The sequence below is a fragment of the Amycolatopsis sp. WAC 01375 genome (genome assembly GCF_003947325.1).
Lineage (GTDB): Bacteria > Actinomycetota > Actinomycetes > Mycobacteriales > Pseudonocardiaceae > Amycolatopsis.
The window spans coordinates 82,190-102,224 of sequence record NZ_QHHW01000052.1 but is presented as its reverse complement, the minus strand read 5'-3'; the positions used below and the strand labels follow the sequence as shown (position 1 = coordinate 102,224).

At 69.3% G+C, this 20,035-nt stretch carries 18 protein-coding genes; 8 read left to right on the top strand and 10 right to left on the bottom strand.

From position 1 onward, the window contains the following. Positions 1–288: 288 nt before the first annotated feature. The 3 genes from DL991_RS33910 to DL991_RS33900 form a co-directional block, all read right to left on the bottom strand. Complete coding sequence (locus DL991_RS33910) at positions 289–1,410, bottom strand: homoserine O-acetyltransferase (protein WP_125788430.1); 1,122 nt, start codon at positions 1,408–1,410, stop codon at positions 289–291. Beyond that, a complete protein-coding gene (locus tag DL991_RS33905) occupies positions 1,407–2,708 on the bottom strand; it encodes a bifunctional o-acetylhomoserine/o-acetylserine sulfhydrylase (protein ID WP_125788429.1) in 1,302 nt (433 codons plus the stop codon). The genes DL991_RS33910 and DL991_RS33905 overlap by 4 nt, the downstream gene beginning before the upstream one ends. Before the next feature lie 78 nt (positions 2,709–2,786). Beyond that, on the bottom strand, positions 2,787–3,185 hold the full coding sequence (locus DL991_RS33900; protein WP_125788428.1) for a VOC family protein: 399 nt from the start codon (positions 3,183–3,185) through the stop codon (positions 2,787–2,789). A gap of 56 nt (positions 3,186–3,241) precedes the next feature. On the opposite strand from DL991_RS33900, the gene DL991_RS33895 reads away from it, so the two are divergent. From DL991_RS33895 to DL991_RS33885, 3 genes are read left to right on the top strand one after another with little or no spacing between them, the layout of a single operon-like run. After that, positions 3,242–3,592, top strand: coding sequence for a PadR family transcriptional regulator (locus DL991_RS33895; protein WP_125788427.1), 351 nt, complete (start codon positions 3,242–3,244; stop codon positions 3,590–3,592). Next, a complete protein-coding gene (locus DL991_RS33890; protein WP_125788426.1) occupies positions 3,589–4,026 on the top strand; it encodes a VOC family protein in 438 nt (145 codons plus the stop codon). Before DL991_RS33895 ends, DL991_RS33890 begins: the two co-directional genes overlap by 4 nt. Before the next feature lie 36 nt (positions 4,027–4,062). Continuing rightward, positions 4,063–5,616, top strand: coding sequence for a CdaR family transcriptional regulator (locus tag DL991_RS33885; protein ID WP_125788425.1), 1,554 nt, complete (start codon positions 4,063–4,065; stop codon positions 5,614–5,616). Positions 5,617–5,738: 122 nt separating this feature from the next. Here DL991_RS33885 and DL991_RS33880 read toward each other — a convergent pair whose 3' ends face one another. The 3 genes from DL991_RS33880 to DL991_RS33870 all read right to left on the bottom strand — a co-directional run bounded on the left by DL991_RS33880 (position 5,739) and on the right by DL991_RS33870 (position 7,444). Then, entirely contained in the window at positions 5,739–5,966 is a 228-nt protein-coding gene (locus DL991_RS33880; RefSeq protein WP_005150660.1) for a hypothetical protein, read from the bottom strand. Positions 5,967–6,083: 117 nt separating this feature from the next. Then, positions 6,084–6,503, bottom strand: a complete 420-nt coding sequence (locus DL991_RS33875) for a pyridoxamine 5'-phosphate oxidase family protein (protein WP_125788424.1) — start codon at positions 6,501–6,503, stop codon at positions 6,084–6,086. Next, positions 6,503–7,444: a zinc-binding dehydrogenase gene (locus DL991_RS33870; RefSeq protein ID WP_125788423.1), complete on the bottom strand. Its 942-nt coding sequence runs from the start codon at positions 7,442–7,444 to the stop codon at positions 6,503–6,505. The genes DL991_RS33875 and DL991_RS33870 overlap by 1 nt, the downstream gene beginning before the upstream one ends. A gap of 165 nt (positions 7,445–7,609) precedes the next feature. On the opposite strand from DL991_RS33870, the gene ald reads away from it, so the two are divergent. Together ald and DL991_RS33860 are read left to right on the top strand one after the other, a co-directional pair. Then, on the top strand, positions 7,610–8,725 hold the full coding sequence (gene ald, locus DL991_RS33865) for an alanine dehydrogenase (RefSeq protein WP_125788422.1): 1,116 nt from the start codon (positions 7,610–7,612) through the stop codon (positions 8,723–8,725). Positions 8,726–8,854: 129 nt separating this feature from the next. Further along, the gene (locus DL991_RS33860; protein WP_125788421.1) at positions 8,855–11,581 is read left to right on the top strand and encodes an AfsR/SARP family transcriptional regulator; all 2,727 of its coding nucleotides are present in this window, start codon (positions 8,855–8,857) and stop codon (positions 11,579–11,581) included. A 26-nt stretch (positions 11,582–11,607) separates the two neighbouring features. Here the strand turns inward: DL991_RS33860 and DL991_RS33855 are convergent, their stop codons facing one another. From DL991_RS33855 to DL991_RS33840, 4 genes are read right to left on the bottom strand one after another with little or no spacing between them, the layout of a single operon-like run. Then, on the bottom strand, positions 11,608–12,405 hold the full coding sequence (locus DL991_RS33855; RefSeq protein WP_125788420.1) for a WXG100 family type VII secretion target: 798 nt from the start codon (positions 12,403–12,405) through the stop codon (positions 11,608–11,610). Further along, positions 12,398–12,727, bottom strand: coding sequence for a hypothetical protein (locus DL991_RS33850; protein WP_125788419.1), 330 nt, complete (start codon positions 12,725–12,727; stop codon positions 12,398–12,400). The genes DL991_RS33855 and DL991_RS33850 overlap by 8 nt, the downstream gene beginning before the upstream one ends. Next, on the bottom strand, positions 12,727–12,999 hold the full coding sequence (locus tag DL991_RS33845; protein ID WP_125788418.1) for a hypothetical protein: 273 nt from the start codon (positions 12,997–12,999) through the stop codon (positions 12,727–12,729). Before DL991_RS33845 ends, DL991_RS33850 begins: the two co-directional genes overlap by 1 nt. Beyond that, positions 12,996–13,298, bottom strand: coding sequence for a YbaB/EbfC family nucleoid-associated protein (locus DL991_RS33840; protein ID WP_158634490.1), 303 nt, complete (start codon positions 13,296–13,298; stop codon positions 12,996–12,998). The genes DL991_RS33845 and DL991_RS33840 overlap by 4 nt, the downstream gene beginning before the upstream one ends. A 558-nt stretch (positions 13,299–13,856) precedes the next feature. On the opposite strand from DL991_RS33840, the gene DL991_RS33835 reads away from it, so the two are divergent. From DL991_RS33835 to DL991_RS33825, 3 genes are all read left to right on the top strand, one after another. Then, a complete protein-coding gene (locus DL991_RS33835; protein ID WP_125788416.1) occupies positions 13,857–15,020 on the top strand; it encodes an ABC transporter ATP-binding protein in 1,164 nt (387 codons plus the stop codon). Further along, positions 15,020–15,904: an ABC transporter permease subunit gene (locus tag DL991_RS33830; protein ID WP_125788415.1), complete on the top strand. Its 885-nt coding sequence runs from the start codon at positions 15,020–15,022 to the stop codon at positions 15,902–15,904. Before DL991_RS33835 ends, DL991_RS33830 begins: the two co-directional genes overlap by 1 nt. A gap of 125 nt (positions 15,905–16,029) precedes the next feature. Then, positions 16,030–19,752, top strand: a complete 3,723-nt coding sequence (locus tag DL991_RS33825; protein WP_125788414.1) for an ABC transporter ATP-binding protein — start codon at positions 16,030–16,032, stop codon at positions 19,750–19,752. Positions 19,753–20,035: the final 283 nt, after the last annotated feature.

Below are 20,035 nucleotides of genomic sequence, written 5' to 3'. Positions count from 1 at the left end.
CTTCGAACCAGGCAGCACGCAAGACGCGCCGCAGGTCACGCGGTAGACACCTAAGAGGAGGCTCGCCAGAACGATCATTGCCACTCACGGCCCCCGCGCAAGCACCCAAATCGGACACGCAGAGAGATCTTGGCGTCCTTTATGGACTATCGGGGGTCGTGATCGGCTCACGCGCGCCAGGGCAAGCGATCCGACGGGAACACGTTGCGAAAGCCACTTTCGCAACCTTCAACGTTGCGAAAGTGGCTTTCGCAACGGCACTTGCGCACCGTCGCCAGGCACCGCGGCCTACCCCAGCAGCAGCTTCACCAGCCGCCCGATCTGCTCGGTCTCGATCAGGAACGAATCGTGCCCATAAGGCGACGCGATGACGGCGAACTCCGCCCCGTCGATCCCGTCCGCGATGGCCCGCGACTGGTACAGCGGGTACAGCCGGTCACTGTCCACTCCGGCCGCGACCGTGCGCGCGGTGATCCGGCCGAGCGCGTTCGCGGCGCCGCCCCGCCCTCGGCCGACGTCGTGCGTGTTCATCGATTCGGTGAGCACCACGTAACTGCCGGCGTCGAACCGGCGGGAAAGCTTCCCGGCGTGATGGTCCAAATAGGACTCGACGGCGAACCGTCCGCCGCGCAAGGGGTCTTCTCCGTCCTGGTACCGACGGCCGAAGCGTTGCGACAGTTCGGCTTCGCTGCGGTACGTCGCGTGCGCGATGCGGCGCGCGATGCCGAGACCGGCGTCCGGACCACCACCGGGGATGTCGTGATAGTCGCCGCCGTGCCAGCCAGGATCGGCGCGGATGGCATGCAGTTGCGGCGCCGCCCAGGCGATCTGGTCGGCCGACGCCTGCGCCGTCGACGCGAGGACGAGCAGTGCCTCGACCCGGTCCGGCTCGCTCACCGCCCATTCCAGCGCGCGCATCCCGCCCATGGATCCGCCTGCCACCGCGGCCCACCGGCCGATGCCCAGCGCGTCGGCGAGGACGGTTTCGGCGCCGACCTGGTCCCGCACGGTCACGCCGGGAAACCTGCTGCCCCAAGACTTTCCGTCCGGATGGGGCGAAGAAGGTCCGGTCGAGCCCTGGCAGCCGCCGAGCACGTTCGGGACCACGACGAAGAACGTGTCCGTGTCGATGGCCTTGCCCGGCCCGATCAGGCCGTCCCACCAGCCGGGGCTGACGTGGCCTTCCTCCGCGGGACCGACGGCGTGGCTGTCCCCGGTCAGCGCGTGCTCGACGAGGATCGCGTTGGAGGCACTGGCGTTCAGTGTTCCCCAGGTCTCGTACGCGAGCGTGAAAGGCAACGTGACGCCGGTTTCGAGCGTCTGGACGCCGCTGACGAACCGGCGCCGACCGGGCGGATCTCCCTCCCGCCACGCACCGGTGGCGGGAGGGAGATCGGAAGCCTGGGTCACAGAGCCGCCTTGGCCGCCCGGAATCCGGCCTCGAGATCGGCCTTGAGGTCCTCGATCCCTTCCAGCCCGACGGCGAGCCGCACGAGACCCGGCGTGACCCCGCTGGACGCCTGCTCCTCGGGCGTGAGCTGACTGTGCGTCGTCGAGGCCGGGTGCACGATCAGGCTGCGCACGTCGCCGATGTTGACCAGCTGACTGTGCAGTTCCGTACCGTCCACAAAGGCCCGTCCCACTTCGGCACCGCCGCGCAGGTCGAACGACAGCACCGCGCCGGCGCCCTTCGGCAGGTACTTCTTCGCGGCCTCGTGGTACGGGCTCGACGGCAGCCCGGCGTAGTACACCTTCTCGACCTCGTCGCGCTGCTCCAGCCACTCGGCCAGCGCCTGCGCGTTGGACACGTGCCGCTCCAGTCGCAGCGAAAGCGTCTCGATCCCTTGCAGGATCAGGAAACTGTTCAGCGGCACGATCGCGGCGCCGGTGTCACGCAGGATCTGGACACGGGCCTTGGCGGCGTACGCGCCCGGGCCGAGTGCCTCCCAGTACTTGAGGCCGTGGTAGCTCGGGTCGGCCTCGTTGAAGCCCGGGAAGCGCCCTGGGTCCTTGCCGAAGTCGAAGGTGCCGCCGTCGACCAGCACCCCGGCGACCGTGGTGCCGTGGCCGCCGAGGTATTTGGTCGCCGAGTGGACCACGATGTCGGCGCCGTGCTCGATCGGGCGCACGAGGTACGGCGTCGGCACCGTGTTGTCCACGACCAGCGGAACACCGGATTCGTGCGCGGCGTCGGCGACCGCGCGGATGTCGAGCACGTTGCTGCCCGGGTTTGCCAGCGTCTCGGCGAAGAACAGCTTGGTGTTGGGCCGGACGGCCGCCTTCCACTGCTCGATGTCGTCCTGGTCCTCGACGAACGAGACCTCGATACCGAGCTTCGGCAGTGTGTAGTGGAAGAGGTTGTAGGTGCCGCCGTAGAGCGCCGGGCTGGAGACGAAGTGGTCGCCCGCGTTCGCGAGGTTGAGGATGGCCGCCGTCGTGGCCGCGCTCCCGGAGGCGAAGGCCAGCGCCGCGACGCCGCCTTCGAGCGCGGCGAGCCGCTGCTCCAGCACGTCCTGCGTGGGGTTGTTGATCCGGGTGTAGATGTTGCCGGGCTCGGCGAGGCTGAAGAGATCGGCGCCGTGCTGGCTGTCGCGGAACACGTACGAGGTGGTCTGGTAGATCGGGGTCGCCCGCGCGCCGGTGGCGGTGTCCGGCGCCGCACCCGCGTGGATCTGCTTGGTCTCGAACGACCATCCGTCCGCGCTCATCGCGATTCTCCTAGCGGTTCAAGGGTTTCGGCTGTTGTCACCGAAGCTAGCTCCGCCGAACGGAGCACCCAACTACTCTCAGGAGGTGGGATTCTTTTCCTGAAGTGCGAACCGGTTGCCCTCCGAGTCGGTGAACATCGCCCACCAGCCCCACGGCTGCTTCTCCGGCCGCGCCGGGAATTCGACGCCCTTCGCCGAAAGCTCCTCGTACGTCTTTTCGATGTCGTCGGCGTAGAAGAAGAAATTGCCCGTCGGGAGTTCGTCCCGCACTGCGAACCGCTTGAGGTCCTCCGGCGCGGTGCTCAGGACGAGCGCCGTCGCGCCATCGGCCGAAGTCACCTCGACCCACCGGTTCCCCTTGTCGTCGTAGGGCACATCGGTGGTGATCTCGAACCCGACGACCTCGGACCAGAACCGCTTCGCCCGTTCCTGGTCGGTCACCCCGACGACGATCTTGTGCACGCCCTGAATCGCCATGCCCGACTCCTTGTATCCATCATGGATATAACGAGATCGGAGTGTATGCTTCCCGGATGGCCGACGGCAACCCGCAGCTCACCCCCGCGGCGTTCCAGACCCTGCTGGCGCTGGCGAAAGGTCGCGCGCACGGCTACGCGATCATGGGTTTCGTCGACGAGGTGAGCGGCGGTACCGCCCAGCTCGGCCCGGGCACGCTGTACCGGACGCTCGCCCGGCTCGTCGCCGACGGCCTGGTCGAAGAGGCCCCGGACGCGAGCGAGGACCAGCCGCACGACTCGCGCCGCCGCTACTACCGGCTGACCCGCGCCGGCCGGGAGGTCGCCGCCCGCGAGGCGGAGTTCCTGAGCAGGCTCGTCGCCGTGGCCGGACAGGCCGGGCTGTTGAAGCGGGCGGAGTCGGCGTGAGCCGGGCGCTCGGTTTGACGCCGCATCTGTTCGTCAAGGACGTCGACGCGTCGCTTTCCTTCTACGCAAAGGCGTTCGGCGCCGTGGAGCTGTTCCGCAACGTACTGCCGAACGGCGTCGTGCTGTTCGTGGAGCTAGCCGTCGGAGATGCGCGGTTGCTGGTGAGCCAGGAGATCCCTCAGCTGGACGCGCTCGCGCCGTCGACCCTCGGCGGCACGCCGATGCTCCTGACCTTGGAGACCGAGGACCCCGACGACCTCGTGCGGCGCGCGGTGTTCGCGGGCGCACGGGTGGAGGCGCCGGTCGAGGAGATGTTCTTCGGCGAGCGTTACGGCCGCATCGTCGATCCCGACGGGCACCGATGGGCGCTGACGACCAAACGAGAGCGGTTCACGCCCGAAGACATCGACGCGAGGACGCCACGCGAGGTCTGACGTGTGCCGGGGTCCCACCTGCTGGACAATCGCCCCATGGTTTCCGTGCGGAGCGTGGTCGATCGAGTCGGTCCGACGCTGTTGCACGCCCTCCAGGTCCCCGAAGAGTCCCCGGCCGTCGGTGACGTCGTCATCGCCGAACCCGGCAACACCCTCGCCGCGGGCGACCTCGTTCTCGGCGTCGCGATCACCGAGACGTCGGACGCGGCCGAGCTCGTCAAGGTCAGCGCGTCGAAAGGTGCCGCCGCGGTCCTGCTGAAGCCGCCGCTCGCGGCGAAACCCTCGGTGAAGCGGGCGGCGAAATCGGCGGACATCGCGTTGATCGAGGTGCGCTCGGCGACGTCGTGGGCCCAGCTCGTCTGGCTGCTCAGGACGGTCCTCGACGCTCTCGCCGACGAGTCGGACGCGCTGGAGGACGGCGGCGGCCCCGGTTCCGGCGACCTGTTCCGGCTCGCGGACGCCGTCGCTTCGGTGGTCGACGCGCCCGTGACCATCGAGGACACCAACTCACGGGTGCTCGCGTACTCGGCCCGGCAGGATCTGACCGACTCGGCGCGCGTGTCCACGATCATGGGCCGCCGCATCCCCGACGACGTACTCGCGCGGTTCCGGTCGCGAGGGGTGTTCCGCGAGCTATCCCGTGGGCGGCAGACGATCTTCGTGCCCGCGCAACGCGACGGCACGCTTCCCCGGCTCATCGTGCCGATCCGGATGGGCGGCGAACTGCTGGGGTCGATGTGGGCGGTCGTCGCGGGCCCGGTCTCCGACGAACGCGCGGCCGCGTTCGCCGACGCGGCGCCCGTCGTCGCGCTGCACCTGCTGCGCCGCCGCGCGCACACCGATTCACAACGCCGGGTCTCGGCCGAACTCCTGCGCGCGGTACTCGAAGGGAACGCCAGCCCGCGCAAGGCGATCGCGGAACTCGACCTGTCCGAAGAACCGCACCGCGTCGTGGTCGTCGAGGTCGCCGGCGGCGACGGCCGCGACGACGAGGGCCTGCGGCTCGCCCTCCTCGAACGGATCTCGCAGGGCGTCGGCAGGCGGCCGGTGGCCACGGAACTCGGCGGCATGCTCTACGCGGTCGTCCCGGACGGCGACGGCTGGGCCGAACTCCGGACCGCGCTCGAAGCCCTGCCGTCGTCGAGGAAGGGCGGGACACCACGGGCCGCGGCGGGATCGGCCTGCGAAATCGGCGAGCTCGCGAGGTCGCGCGTCCAGGCCGACGAGGCCCTGGGGCTGCTTCGCGCGAAGCTCGTCCCCGGCCGCGTCGTGGTCTTCGACGAGGCGTGGACGGCCCTTTCGCTGCACCGCGGAGCGACGGCGGCGAGCAGCGCGAAGGTCGCCGAGCTCGGCCCGCTCGGCCTGTTGCGCGCGCACGACGAAGCCCACGAGAGCGGCTACGTCGACACGTTGTACCAATGGCTGCGGCATCCCGGAGACCCGCGCGCGGCCGCGAAGGAACTCCGGATCCATCCCAACACCCTGCGGTACCGGATGCGGCGGCTGCTCGACCTCGTCCCGCTGGATCTCGACGATCCCGACGTCCGGCTGGCGCTGATCACACAACTCGTTTCACTGCGCTGGAGTTGAGTCCACTACAAACCGCTCGATACCGAACACTTTGTAGTGCGACAAAACCGTCCGCAGACGTCAGGAAAGGGTCTTTCAAGACGTTTTACGTCCTGAAAGACCCTTTCCTGACATCCGACGGTTCAGTGCGCGCTGGCGCGATATCCGTCCTCAATGGTCTGCCGTACCGCGGCGAGCAGATCGGCACCGGGGTAAAGCGGCAAAAGAACACCGGGGCCACCGTCGACCCGCAACGCGGCTTCGTAGCCGTGCCCCGGGGTTTCGACCAGGCCCACGACGACATCGGCCGGATTGCCTTCGGTATCGACGGTGCGGACACGCCGCTCCCGCCGCCAATCCTGATTTGTCATGCGGAACAGAATGGCAGCTTACCGGCCAGTAAGATCAACATCTTGACTCGATCGTGCTGCATTTACCGTTTCGCAGGTTGCACGGCCGCGCCCACCCCCAGCGAACGCGGCCGTGCTTCACACCCGATAACCGAGGTCTTCGGCGACGAATCGCTTCGGCACCATCCGGATCCAGACGGTCCCTTTCACCTCGGGATCATCGTGCAGGTACGAACGAAAACGCGCATCCCATTTGTGCTCGTCGGGCCCGAGATACCGGCTCAGCAGCCGCTGTCCACGGGGGACGTCGAAGGGGAGGATCTCCGCTTCGCCGCGCGCGAGCACTTGCCGCACCACACCGGTGCCGACGTCGCACACGTCGACGGTCACCGCGATCGACGGCGAATCGCGGACGAGGCCGGCCAGCCGCGCCCACGGTCCGGTGAGGATCCAGAAAGCCCGCTTCTCCCAGAGGTACCAGGCCGGGCGCACGGTCGGCCCGGCAGCGGCGACCCTGGCCGTGAGCGGACCGGCGAGGAATTCGTCGACGTCGAACATCAGACCTCGAGCAACGTCTTGCCGATCGCGCCACGCGACTGCATGACCGCGTGCGCGTCCGCCGCCCGTTCGAGCGGGAACCGTTGACCGATCACGGGTTCCAGCCGTCCGGCGGCGGCTTCGGCGAGGGCGGACTCGGTGAACGCCCGCATCTCGGCCGGACCGCCGAGACCCTGGATCACCGTGACTCCGCGCGCGGCGGCGTCCTCTTCGGACACCTCCGTCCACGAACCACTCGAAAGCCCGTAGATCAGCATCCGGCCACCGGGCCTGAGCAACCCGAACGACGTTGCCCCGATGTCGCCGCCGACCCCGTCGAACACGACGTCGACCTCGCCCGCCTTCGCCGCCCACTCCGGCTCGCGGTAGTCGACCGCCAGATCGGCGCCGCGTTCCCGGACGTGCCCGGCCTTCTCCGGACCACCCGCCGCACCGACGACCTCGGCGCCAGCGGCCTTGGCGAGCTGCACGACCAGCCCGCCGACCCCGCCCGCCGCGGCCTCCACCAGCACCCGCTCCCCGGGCCGGATACCCGCGGCGGTCACCAGCGCGGTCGCCGTGCGACCGTCGGCGAGGATCGCGACCGCGGCGTCGAGCGCCAGGCCGTCCGGCACCTCGAAGACGGATTCGGCGGCGACCGCGACCCGTTCCGCGTACGCCCCGGAACCGCCGGTCGAGGTGACGACGCGCTTGCCGACCAGGCCGAGGTCGGCCCCGTCCCCGACCGCGCTGATCACGCCGCCGACGCCGTTGCCCGGGATCATCGGCAGCTCGCCGCGAAACGGCCCGCTCCCGCCGGCGCGGAACTGCGTCTCGACGAAGGTGATGTTGGCGAACGCCACCTCGATCAGGACCTGGCCCGCTGCGGGTACCGGATCCGGGGCCTCGCCCGCGACGAGCACTTCGGGCCCGCCGAACTCTTTCAACCACACGGCTCTCATGGGCCCAAGGTGCAAGCTCCAGTTCACTGGAGGTCAAGCGATTGTGCCCGGAAAACCATGATCGGTGTCCAACCTTGTCGCGCGCACACGATGACACCGCCGTCCGGGTGGCTCACCGTGAGTGGCAGCACCTTTGTTCGCAGACCCGCCGCCAGGAGGCATCCCGTGCGTATCGCCGTCCCCCGTGAGATCAAGAAGCACGAATACCGGGTGGCGCTCACCCCGGCGGGCGTGCACGAACTGACCGGGCGCGGCCACGACGTCTTCGTGGAGGCAGGCGCCGGCCTCGGCTCCTCCATCACCGACGAGGAGTACGTCGCCGCGGGCGCGAAGATCCTCGCGACGGCGGAGGAGACCTGGTCCGAGGGCGAACTCGTGCTCAAGGTCAAGGAGCCGATCGCCGAGGAGTACCCGCGGCTGCGCGCCGACCAGGTGCTGTTCACCTACCTGCACATCGCCGCGGACCGTCCGCTGACCGACGCGCTGCTGGCCGCGGGCACGACCGCGATCGCGTACGAGACGGTCCAGACCCCGAACCGCGCGCTGCCGCTGCTCGCGCCGATGTCCGAGGTCGCCGGACGACTGGCGCCGCAGGTGGGCGCGTACTCCCTGATGAAGCCGAGCGGTGGCCGCGGCGTGCTGCCCGGCGGCATCCCCGGCGTCCACCCGGCGCGCGTGGTCGTGATCGGCGGCGGTGTCGCCGGCCTCAACGCGGCGCGGGTCGCGCTCGGCCTCGGCTCCGACGTCGAGATCCTCGACACCAACGTCGACCGCCTCCGCCAGATCGACAACGACTTCGGCGGCCGCATCCGCACGGTGACCTCCAACGCGCTGTCGGTCGAGCAGTCCGTGCTGGAGGCCGACATGGTCATCGGCGCGGTGCTCGTGCCCGGCGCGAAGGCGCCGAAGCTGGTCTCGAACGAACTCGTCTCGCGGATGCGCCCGGGCAGTGTGCTGGTGGACATCGCGATCGACCAGGGCGGCTGCTTCGCCGACTCGCGGCCGACCACACACGACGAACCGACCTACACGGTCCACGAGTCGGTGTTCTACTGCGTCGCGAACATGCCGGGCGCGGTGCCCCGGACGTCGACCTACGGGCTGACCAACGTGACACTGCCGTACGCCGTCCAGCTGGCGGAGCACGGCTGGCACAAGGCGCTGCAGGCCGACGCTTCGCTGGCGAAGGGCCTCAACACGCACGCGGGCGCCCTCACGAACGCCCCCGTCGCCGCCGCGCACGGCCTGCCCGCCACGGAGCTGGCCGACGTCCTGGCCTGACCCTCGAGCCACTCTCCCACGCGGGGGACCTTTGCCACCCCGGTGCGCAAAGGTCCCTCGCTCCTTTTTGCGCCTTTCCGGCCTCCGGATCCCCGCCTCGCGGCACACTGTCCCGCGGGGAGGTACTCGATGGAATTCGAGGTTCTGGGGCCGATCCGCGTCCGTACCGTCACGGTCACCGGACGTATGCAGAGGATCCTGCTGGGGACGCTGCTCGCGAACGCCAACCGCGACGTCCCGGCGAGTGCTCTCGTCGACGTGTTGTGGCCGGGGGAAACCGACGACTCCGCGTCGAAGCTGTACCTGCACGTCCACAAGCTGAGGCGGCTGCTCGGCGAGCCGGATCGGCTGACGAGCGGAGTGGGCGGCTATCGCCTGCGTGTGCTGCCTGGGGAGCTCGACGCCGAGCGGTTCGAGTCGCTGGTGGACGAAGCCGCCGCGAGCGATCCGCGGCGGTGCGCCGAATTGTCACGTGAAGCGCTCGGCCTGTGGCGCGGTGAGCCGTACGACGGCCTCGACTCGCCGGAGCTGGCCGATCAGGCACGGCGGCTCACCGAGCGACGGCTGGCCGCGATCGAGACGCTGTGCCAGGCCGAGCTCGCCGAAGGCAAGCACGCGTCCCTGGTGGACGAGCTGACCGAACTGGTACGCCGTCACCCGTTCCGGGAACGCCTGCACGAATTGCTGATGATCTCGCTGTACCGGGCAGGGCGGCGCACTGCGGCCTTGGCCGTCTACCGCGCGGCACGACGGCTGTTCGTCGAAGAACTCGGGATCGAGCCGGGCCCGGAGCTTCGCGAGGCCGAACGGCGGATCCTCGACGGGCAACCGATCGAACCGACGGGCGTGCCGGCACCGGCGGTCGTACCGTCGGAATTGCCCCGCACCGTACGGAACTTCGTCGGCAGAACGGCGGAACTGTCCGAATTGGACGATCAGTTCGCGCTGTCCGGCCGGGACTCGGCGCCAGTGTGCGTCGTGGTCGGCACGGCAGGCGTCGGCAAGACCGCGACGGTGGTCCGCTGGGGCAACCGGGTCCGCTCCCGGTTCCCCGACGGCCAGCTGTACGTCGATCTCCGGGGTTACGGGCCGGAGCAACCACCCTCGGCCGCGAACGTGCTCGAAGGGTTCCTCCAGGCACTGGGTGTCGAAGGCCCGGCGATCCCCCTCGATCTCGCGGCGCGCGCGGCCCGGTTCCGGTCGCTGGCCGCCCGCCGCCGTCTGCTCGTCGTGCTCGACAACGCGCGTACCTGCGAGCAGGTCCGGCCCTTGCTGCCGATGAGTTCGTCCTGCCACGTCGTCGTGACGAGCCGGGATTCACTCGCCGGGCTGGTGGCCCGCGACGGCGCGAACCGGATCGTCCTGCGACGGCTCCCGCCTTCCGACGCGCGGGAGTTGTTCCGCGGGCTCGCGGGCGACCGGACAGACGACGCCGCGGACGCGATCGACCGGGTGGTGCGGCAGTGCGTCCGGCTGCCGCTCGCCCTGCGGGTCGCCGCGGAGATCTTCCGGGCCCGCGACAACATCAGCGTCGCCGACCTCGCCGCCGAACTGGCGGACGAGCATCGGCGCCTCGACCTGATGGACGCCGACGGCGACGCCCATACCGCGATCCGCTCGGTGTTCTCCCGCTCCTTCCATCACCTGCCGCCGTCGTCCGCGCGGCTCTTCGTCCTGTGGGGCCTCCATCCCGGGCACGACCTCACGGCTCCCGCGTTCGCCGCGCTCTCCGGCGAAGACCTGCGTGTCACCCGGCGTGCCCTCGACGCGCTCACCCGATCGCACCTTGTCGAGGAGGGCTTCGCCGGGCGGTACCGGACACACGACCTGCTCCGCGCCTACGCACGGGAACTCGCGGACCAGGTCGAGCCCGCTTGCCGCGAGGCGGCGACGCGGCGCCTGTTCGTGTGGTTCCTGCGCACGGTGATCGCGGCACGAGCACTCGTCGACCCGAAGGCCCGCGTGATCGACTTGGACGGCGTGGAGGAGACGAGGACCGAAACACCGTTCCACACCCGCGAAGACGCGCTCACCTGGTTCGCCGCCGAGCGCGCGAACCTGGTGACCGTGGTGCGGACCGCGGCGGAACAGGGCGCCGAGGACGTCGCCTGCCTGCTGGCCGCCGCGCTGATGCGGTTGTTCTACCTGACCAAACACTGGGACGACTGGCTGGCCACCCACGAGATCGCGGTGACCGCCGCCCGACGGTCCGGCAGGCGCGTCGACGAGGCCTATCTGCTGCTCGGGCTCGGGATCGCCCACGACGACGTCGGCGGTTTCGAGAAGGCGATCGAGTACTTCCGCACCACGGCGGAGGTGTTCCGCGAGCTCGGCAACCAGCACGGGCAGGCGTGGACGTCGAACAACCTCGGCGTGACGCAGGACAGTATGGGCCGCTTCACCGAGGCGGCGAGGAGTTACACGGCCGCGCTCGAGATGTTCCGGGCGGACGGCGACGTCCACGGCGAGGGCATCGCGCTGAACAACCTCGGCGATCTGCGCCGTCAGCAGGGCCAGTTCGACGACTCCCTGCGTCATCTGCGGGAGGCCGTCGAACTGCAGCGGAGCAGCGGCGATCGCACGTCGCTGCGGTTCACCCTGCGCACGCTGGGTGACCTGCACCGGGACATGGGGCTGGGAGAGCAGGCGAGCGAGGAGTACCGGGACGCGCTCGCGATCACCCGCGAACTGGACGACCGGTGGGGCTCGGCCCGGCTGCTCGTCCAGCTCGCCGACCTCTCGGCGGCGGACGGACGCGATACCGAGGCGCGGGACCATCTCCACGAGGCACTCGGGCTGTGCACGGCCACCGGTGACCCGATCGCCGAGAAGATCCGGGCCCGCCTCGGCGCATGAGAGTCACGCGCGCCGAGGCGGTCGGTTCAGGCCGGGATTTCTTCGAGCCCGGCGGGCTCGTCCGCCGGTTCGTCCTCGGCCGCTTCCGGTTCGTCCTCGGCCGGATCCGGTGGCGAGACGACCCCTCCTTGCGACTCACCCATCCCGGCTTTACCCGGCAACTTCTTTTCCTCCGGCGGGTGTTCGGGCGCCGGTTCGATAACCCATTTCTTGGGGTCGCTCACTTCCTCCGGCAACGTTCCCGGCGAGGGGAAGCTGAGCGCGGAGATCTCGATGGCCTTCACGTTGGCCGCGAACTCGCCCATCCTCTCGAGGGCGCTTTCGATGAGATCGGCGTAGCTGGTGGCCAGCGCGTTGATCGCGGAGACCACCTCGCTCGGATCGAGAAGGGTGGCGCAGCCGGCGGCCGCCTTCGTGATGAACCCGATGGCCATCCCCCAGGTCTGGTACACGAGAGTGATCGCATCGGAGAGCAGCTCGGCCACTTCCCCCAGTTTCCCGGCCGTCAGGTCGCACTGCTGAACGATCCGATCGGTGTGGGTCTTGAACGCGTCGAACGCGCCTCCCTGCCAGTACGAGTCCAGCGAACCCAGTTTCGAGTTCAGTTGGCCCGCCACCGTGCTCGATATCGGCTGCGCTTCAGCCCATTGAGTGGCGCGCGCCGCGGGGATCGCGGGGTCGCCGAGGATCTTGCGGATTTCGTCGAGAATCATCTTCACCCCGGCGGAGACCGAGCCTGCGGGAATGACGAAGACGTCCAAGAACTCCGCGGCGTCCAGCACGGTCGCCGCGTCGCCTTCCGGGTACGGCGCCGGTTCAGTCATCGTCACTCCCCAGGTAGCCGAACTGCTCGTAGTATTCGGCGTCTTGTGCGGCGTAGGTGTTGGCGACGGTGACGAGTGCGGCCTCGGTGTCGTCGAAGCTCTTGACCGCCTCGCCGAGTTTCTCGACGACGAGCGTGCACGCCGCGTTGTACGCCTCGACGTATCCCACGTTGGTGGCGAGCAGACCGAGGTCACCCGGTTGCATCGTCAGTCCGCCGACCGTGTCCTTGAGCGTGGTCCACGAATCGGCCGCGGCCCGGAACTCCGTCGCCATGTCCGCGAGCGACTCCGGGACGACCTCGTAGCCGGTCCCCTCCGCCATCAGTGCTTCCTCCGTTCGATTCGCCGGGTCCTGGCGGCCTGCTCGGCCCGCTCGATCGCCGCGAGGAGGTGGCCGCCGAGCGCGGCCGGGTTCATCGCGCGCAGTGCCCGCTCGTCGAGTTCGACGGCGACCAGGTCACCGGCCTCGTCGACATGGACCCTGCCGAGACCGGCGTCGATGTCCGCACCGGCGAAGTGTTCTTCTCGACGGGAAGCGGGCCGCCTGTCGTCTTCGTCGTCGTCGAGGTCGTGAAGCCGCAGCAAGCCGTTCATCGGACGCTCGCCTGGAACAGCCGCCGGTATTCGGCGCGGGCCTCGCCACGCGCCTGCCCGACCGCCTCGACGATGTACGCGCCGAGTTCGCCGCCGCGGCTGCGGGCCACGGCGGCCCGGTCGATGTGGATCCCGACGAGCCGCGCCCGATGGTCCACCTCCGCACGCACGAGTCCCCCACGCGCCGAAGCCGTGTAGTGCCGCCCCGCCAGTTCCCGCTCAGCCTGCCCGAAGGCGGCCTTGTTCCTCGCGAGGAACTCCCCGAACTCTCTGATCTTCCGTACCGGATCGGTGTCCACCGGTCGCTCTCCCCTCGTCACCTGAATGACGACAGGATGCGACCCCCACCTTTCCCGGACCTTTCCCCACGGCCACGGCGCTCCGCACCGCAGGCCACTCACCAGCCAACCGCCGCCGGACGCACCGTGGGGGTCCGGGGGGCTCGGCCCCCCGGGTGATACGACGAAGCCCCACCTTCGGGAAGACGCACCAGCGTCGACCGAAGTGGGGCAAAGGGGCTGAGGGCGGCCCGCTCGACCAGCCTGGGGGTCACTGGGAGCGGGCCGCCTCCTTCATCGTAGGTAATAAGTCGCCGTCGCGCTGCATGGGGTTGCCATGTCTTCCGAATTATTTCCTCACGGGGCGCCGTCGTTGTCGGTGAATTTCCGCGCTCCTAGGCACATATCCGGTAGTCAGCGACCATTCGGCCCAGTGTCGGCTGCGCCGGAGGACGGAGTCGGCACCGCACGGAACGTGACGAAGGTCGCTTTCGCTGGATTGACCCCTTCCGCGAGTGCGGACCCACCCCGTGAGGCAGGATGTCGCGTGATCGGCCTTCGTCAACAAAAGGGGACGGTATGCACGACGGCAGTGGCCGCATCGCGGTGCAGAATTTGAGCAAGCAGTTCGGTGCGGTCAACGCGGTCCAGAATCTGAGCTTCACGGTGGAGCCCGGCTCGGTGACCGGCTTCCTCGGCCCGAACGGTGCCGGGAAGACGACGACGCTCCGGATGCTGCTCGGGCTGGTGACGCCCACGAACGGCACGGCGACCATCAACGGGCGCCCGCACGACCAGCTGGGGAATCCGGCGCGGGTCGTCGGTTCGGTGCTGGAGAACGAGGGCTTCCACCCGGGGCGTACCGCGCGTAATCACCTGCGCGTGTACTCGGCGGCGATCGGGATGCCGGATCAGCGGGTAGACGAGGTGCTGGGGCTGGTCGGCCTTTCGTCGGCCGCGGACCGCAAGGCGGGCGGGTTCTCGCTCGGTATGCGGCAGCGGCTGGCGCTGGCGACGGCGTTGCTGGGGAACCCACAGGTGCTGGTGCTGGACGAGCCGACGAACGGTCTCGACCCCGAGGGCATCCTGTGGCTGCGGAACTTCCTGCGCGCGTATGCGCGTGAGGGGCGCACGGTGCTGGTCTCGAGCCACCTTCTGAACGAGGTGGAGCAGACGATCGACCAGGTCGTGATCATCAGCCAGGGCATGACCAGGTACAACGGCTCGCTGGACCAGTTGCGCAAGAGCAACCAGTCCCGGGTGCTGGTGCAGTCGGCCGACGCGAGCGGCCTCGTCGCCGCGTTGCAGGAGGCGGGCATCACGCAGGTCTCGCCGATGCCGGACGGCCGTGTCGCGGTGTCGGGTGCGACGGTGCAGCAGATCGGCGACATCTCCGCCAAAGCTAGTATCGCGGTCTACGGCATGCAGGAGGAGACCGCGGATCTGGAGCGGATGTTCTTCCAGCTGACGCAGGGCCAGTACGCCGCGCCGCCGCCCGGTTTCCAGCAGGGCCCGCCCCCTGGCTACCAGGGTCCGCCTCCGGGTTACCAGGGCCCGCCGCCCGGATATCAGGGGCCTCCTCCCGGCTACGCGCCGCAGAACACGCCGCCGCCCGGTTTCGCGCCGCCGCAGCAGTTCCAGCAGCAGGGTCAGCCGCCGCAACAGCAGCAGTACCAGCAGGCGCCGCCTCAGCAGCAGGCGCAGCAGCAGGGCCAGAACGAGGGCTGGGGAGGCCAGGGCTGATGGGCAACCTGATCAAGGCGGAGTTCCGCAAGACGCTCACGCTCAAGGCGTGGTGGGCGCTGATGATCCCCGCGGTGGTCTTCGCTTTCGCGTTCGCCCTGTTCTGGGGCATGATCACCAACGATTTCAGTGACTTCCTCGGCCGTTCCGACACCCGTGAGCTGACCGAGGCGCTCGGCATCTCGACCGGCGAACTGCCCGTCGGCCTGCTCGCGCTCGGGCACGGCATCAACATCGGCACGATGATCCCGATCATCTTCGGTGTCTTCGCCCTCGCCGGCGAGTACACGAAGAAGACGATCACCACGACGTTCCTCACCGCACCGAACCGGGTTTCGGCGTTGAGCGCGAAGATGATCACCTACATCGCCTGGGGCGCGATCTACGGCGTGATCATCGTGGGTGCGGCGAGCCTCGGCACCGTGATCACGGTCGACAGCGCACGCCTGCCGACGGCGGGCCAGTGGCTCGGCGTGCTCGGGGCGGGTGTCCTCGCGACGATCCTGGCGACGCTGTTCGGCATCGGGGTCGGCGCGGTCTGGCGCAGCGTCGTCGGCAGCATCATCACGCTGACCATCTGGATGCTCGTGGTCGAGAACGTCCTCGTGTTCGTCATGTTCGGCGCCGCCGACATCACCTGGCTGGGCGGCGTCCTGCCGAACGGCACGGTCAACGGCATCGTGGGCGCCATCGGCGCGGAGGCGTTCGGCGCCGCCGGCGTGAAGGTCCCCGGCCTGCAGGACGAGACGGCGTGGGCACTGCAGTACGCGGCGGGCGCTCCCGGCGCGTTCTCGTGGTGGGCCTCGGCGCTCATCTTCTTCGGCTGGACGATGGCGTTCTTCCTCGCCGGCTGGGCCGTGAACCAGAAGAAGGACATCACGTAAGTCACTGTCCACAAGCGCCATGAAAGGTCCTTTCCTTGCAAATTTTGCAAGGAAAGGACCTTTCATGGCGTTCGGCCCTGCGCGAACCGGCCGGTCCTGTCGGTGGGGCCGCATAGGCTTGCGGGGTGACTACTGCTCCACCTCGTCCGCGTCAAGCGAGCCCGGCACGTGAGACGGCCCCGGCACCCACCGGAGGCTGGATCCGCCGCCTGGCCGCTTCGTGCTGGAAACATCCTTGGCTCGTCGTGCTTTCGCTGGGTGCGGCCATCATCGGCGTCGGGTTGCAGGCCGCCGGTCCGCTGCTGATCCGCGAGGCTCTCGACGACGCCGTCGCGGGCGACACCTCCCGTCTCGGCCTGCTCGCCGCCGTGATGGCGGTACTGCAGGTGCTGACCTTCGGCAACGCCTTCGCCCGCCGGTACGTCGGCGGGCGGCTGGCCCTCGACGTCCAGCACGATCTGCGCCGCCAGGTGTTCAACGCGGTCTCCCGGCTCGACGGCGGCAAGCAGGACGCGCTGCGCACCGGCCAGGTCGCCTCCCGCGCGATCTCGGATCTGCAGCTGGTCACGTCGGTCCTGATGCAGGTGCCGCTTTCGGCGGGATCGGTGATCTTCGCGCTCCTGTCGCTCGGCGCGATGCTGTGGATGTCGCCGACGCTGACCCTGATCGCGATGGTGGTCGCGCCCGCGATCGCGATCATCATGGCGGTGAGCCGGAAACGGCTCTTCCCCGCGACCTGGGCGGCCCAGCAGCGCGCGGCCGACGTCGCGCAGCAGGTCGAGGAAACCGTCACGGGCGTACGCGTTGTGAAGGGCTTCGGTCAGGAAACGCGCGAAGTCGCGAAGCTTGAGAAGACGGCGAAGAAGCTCTTCGCGGAACGCATGCGCTCGGCGCGGCTCTCGTCCTTGCCGACGGCCACGACGGCGGCGCTGCCCGCGGCCGGTCAGGTCGCGGTGCTGGCCGTCGGCGGCGTCCTCGCCCTGAAAGGCGAGGTCAGCCTCGGCACCTTCCTGGCGTTCGCCACCTATCTGTCCATCCTGATCGGCCCGGCACGGATGATCTCGAGCCTCGTCGTGCAGGCCCAGCTGACCAGGGCCGGGGCGGAACGGGTCAACGAACTGATCGACGCGCAGCCGGACGTCGTGGACAGCCCGGACGCGCGGCCACTGCCCGAAGGCCCGCTCGGTGTCCGCCTGGAGGACGTCTCCTTCGGCTACACGCGGTCGGATCCCGTGCTCGACGGTCTCACCCTGGAGGCCCGGCCGGGCGAAACACTCGCGCTCGTCGGCACCGCCGGTTCGGGCAAATCGACGATCTCCTTGCTGCTGCCCCGGTTCTACGACGTGCACAGCGGTTCGGTCCAGGTCGGCGACCTCGATGTCCGCGACGTCCGGCAGCACGACCTGCGCAGTGTGATCGGCGTGGTCTTCGAGGAGGCGTTCCTCTTCTCCTCGTCGGTGCGCGACAACATCGCCTACGGCAGGCCGGACGCGAGCGACGAGGAGATCCGCGCGGCCGCGCGGGCGGCGGAGGCGGACGAGTTCATCCAGCGCCTCCCGGACGGATACGACACGCTCGTCGGCGAGCGCGGCCTCACGCTTTCGGGAGGTCAGCGGCAGCGGCTCGGCCTCGCCAGGGCGCTGATGACCGATCCGCGCGTGCTGGTCCTCGACGACGCGACGTCCGCCATCGACACGGTCACCGAGGCGGCGATCCACGACACGCTGCGTTCGGTCACCGCGAGCCGCACGACCCTGCTGATCGCGCACCGCCGCTCCACCCTCGCTCTCGCCGACCGGATCGCTGTGCTGGACAAGGGCCGCGTCGTCGACGTCGGCACCGAGGAGGAACTGCTGGCGCGCTGCCCGCTGTTCCGCGAACTCGTCGCGGGGCCGGGTGACGACGTCGAGGAACCGCACCGCTGCGAGGGCCTCGACTGCGGTCCCTCGGGAATCACCCCCGCCCTGTGGCCGGAGCAGGACAAGTCCGACGAACTGGCGGGCGAACGCAAGGGCACCGGCGGCGAATGGGACGTCGACCTGCCACCGAGCGGGGAACTCCTCGAAGGCGTCCGGAAACTGCCGCCGGCCACGGACGTCCCACGGCTGCCGGGCACCGACGTCACCGCGCCCGAACCGAAGTTCCGTCTCGGCCGCCTGCTGAAACCGGTGCGCGGCCCGCTCGCCGTGGTGATCGGGCTGGTCGCGGCGGACGCGATGGCCACCATCGCGATGCCCGCGCTGTACCAGTACGGCATCGACAGCGGGGTACGCGCCGGAGCGGAGGCGGTGATCTGGCTCGCCGCCGGAATCGGCGCTTTGGTGATCCTCACGGACTGGCTGGTGGTCTACCTCCAGACCAGGATGACGGCGCGAGTCGGCGAGACGGTGCTGTATTCGCTGCGCGTCCGCAGTTACGCCCATCTGCAACGGCTCGGGCTCGACTTCTACGAACACGAACTGTCCGGGAAGATCATGACCCGGATGACGACCGACGTCGACGCTCTCTCGACGTTCCTGCAGACCGGTGTCGCGCAGGCCGTGGTGAGCGCGCTGACCTTGGTCGGGATCGCGGCGGCGCTGATGATCACCGATATCGGGCTGGCGGCGTACGCGCTCGCGGTGCTGCCGATCCTCGTCGTGGCGACGGTGATCTTCCGCCGGGCGTCGTCCAAGGCGTACACCGAAGCCCGGGAACGGGTGAGCGTCGTCAACGCGGACATGCAGGAGAACGTGAACGGGCTGCGGGTCGCGCAGGCGTACACCCGCGAGGAGCGGACGGCGGAGAAGTTCGCGTCCCGCAGCGACGAGTACCGTCGTTCGAGGCTTCGCGCCCAACGCTACGTCGCGACGTACTTCCCTTTCGCGGCAATGCTTTCCGGATTGGCCGAGGTCGTCGTGCTGATCGTCGGCGCGAACCGGGTCGCGGCGGGCACGCTGTCGGCCGGTGTGCTGGTGGCGTTCCTGTTGTACCTCGGCCAGTTCTTCTCACCGATTCAGCAACTGTCCTCGGTCTTCGACGGCTATCAGCAGGCGCGAGTCGGCCTGACTCGCATCGGCGATCTCCTGCGCACGCCGACGTCCGTTCCGGCGGCGGAAAACCCGGTCCCGGTCCCGGAGCGGCTACGGGGCGAGGTCTCCTTCAAGGACGTCGATTTCGCTTACACCGCAACGGATGAACCCGCGCTGAAACAGTTGACGCTGGAGGTCGCCGCCGGGGAAACCGTCGCTTTGGTCGGCGCGACGGGCGCCGGCAAGTCGACAGCGGTGAAGCTCGTCGCGCGCTTCTACGACGCGACAGGCGGTGTGGTCCGGATCGACGGAACCGACATCCGCGAGTACGACCTGGGCGCCCTGCGCACGCGGATGGGCGTGGTACCGCAGGAAGCGCATCTGTTCTCGGGGACCGTCGCGGACAATGTGCGCTACGGCAGGCCTTCCGCGACGGACGCGGAGGTCGAGGAAGCGGTCCGGTCCGTCGGCGCGCTCGACGGTGTCGCCGCGCTCCCCGCCGGTTTCCACCAGCCCGTCGGTGAACGCGGACGGTCGCTTTCGGCCGGGCAGCGGCAACTCGTCGCCCTCGCCCGCGCCGAACTCGTGGACCCGGACGTCCTCCTGCTCGACGAGGCGACCGCGGCCCTCGACCCGTCCACCGAAGCCGCCGTCCTGCGCGCGACGGAACAACTCGCTCGCCGCCGCACGACCTTCGTGGTCGCGCACCGCCTCGCCACCGCCGCCAAAGCGGACCGGATCGTGGTGCTGGACCACGGCCGGATCATCGAACAGGGCACCCACGCGGAACTGGTCGCCGCGGATGGCCACTACGCCCGCCTTTGGTCCTTGGGCTGACTCGGGCCTCGTGAGTGGTATGGCGTCTCAGGTACGTACTGCCGGGTTTCCCGTGACTGAACGGACGACACACGTGCTTAGAGAGACGACATGCGTGATCCGGCGGACGACTCGTGGCGGAACCCCGGCCGCGCGTCGTGTCGTCCATCCAGTCACGCGTGCTCGCCGGTACTGGACCCTTGAGTGGTAAGGATGGTCAGCGCGGACCGGCATTTGCTCCGATTTTCCGGCCTTGATCAAGTCGGTCGAGGGGGGAGGAGTTGGGACGTTGAACGTCCCAAAT

Bases quoted from the DNA above. Each gene is read 5' to 3' on its own strand.
- DL991_RS33905 (WP_125788429.1), bottom strand. From the start codon at position 2,708: ATGAGCGCGGACGGATGGTCGTTCGAGACCAAGCAGATCCACGCGGGT.
- DL991_RS33900 (WP_125788428.1), bottom strand. From the start codon at position 3,185: ATGGCGATTCAGGGCGTGCACAAGATCGTCGTCGGGGTGACCGACCAG.
- DL991_RS33895 (WP_125788427.1), top strand. From the start codon at position 3,242: ATGGCCGACGGCAACCCGCAGCTCACCCCCGCGGCGTTCCAGACCCTG.
- DL991_RS33885 (WP_125788425.1), top strand. From the start codon at position 4,063: ATGGTTTCCGTGCGGAGCGTGGTCGATCGAGTCGGTCCGACGCTGTTG.
- DL991_RS33880 (WP_005150660.1), bottom strand. From the start codon at position 5,966: ATGACAAATCAGGATTGGCGGCGGGAGCGGCGTGTCCGCACCGTCGAT.
- DL991_RS33875 (WP_125788424.1), bottom strand. From the start codon at position 6,503: ATGTTCGACGTCGACGAATTCCTCGCCGGTCCGCTCACGGCCAGGGTC.
- DL991_RS33870 (WP_125788423.1), bottom strand. From the start codon at position 7,444: ATGAGAGCCGTGTGGTTGAAAGAGTTCGGCGGGCCCGAAGTGCTCGTC.
- DL991_RS33860 (WP_125788421.1), top strand. From the start codon at position 8,855: ATGGAATTCGAGGTTCTGGGGCCGATCCGCGTCCGTACCGTCACGGTC.
- DL991_RS33855 (WP_125788420.1), bottom strand. From the start codon at position 12,405: ATGACTGAACCGGCGCCGTACCCGGAAGGCGACGCGGCGACCGTGCTG.
- DL991_RS33850 (WP_125788419.1), bottom strand. From the start codon at position 12,727: ATGGCGGAGGGGACCGGCTACGAGGTCGTCCCGGAGTCGCTCGCGGAC.
- DL991_RS33845 (WP_125788418.1), bottom strand. From the start codon at position 12,999: ATGAACGGCTTGCTGCGGCTTCACGACCTCGACGACGACGAAGACGAC.
- DL991_RS33835 (WP_125788416.1), top strand. From the start codon at position 13,857: ATGCACGACGGCAGTGGCCGCATCGCGGTGCAGAATTTGAGCAAGCAG.
- DL991_RS33830 (WP_125788415.1), top strand. From the start codon at position 15,020: ATGGGCAACCTGATCAAGGCGGAGTTCCGCAAGACGCTCACGCTCAAG.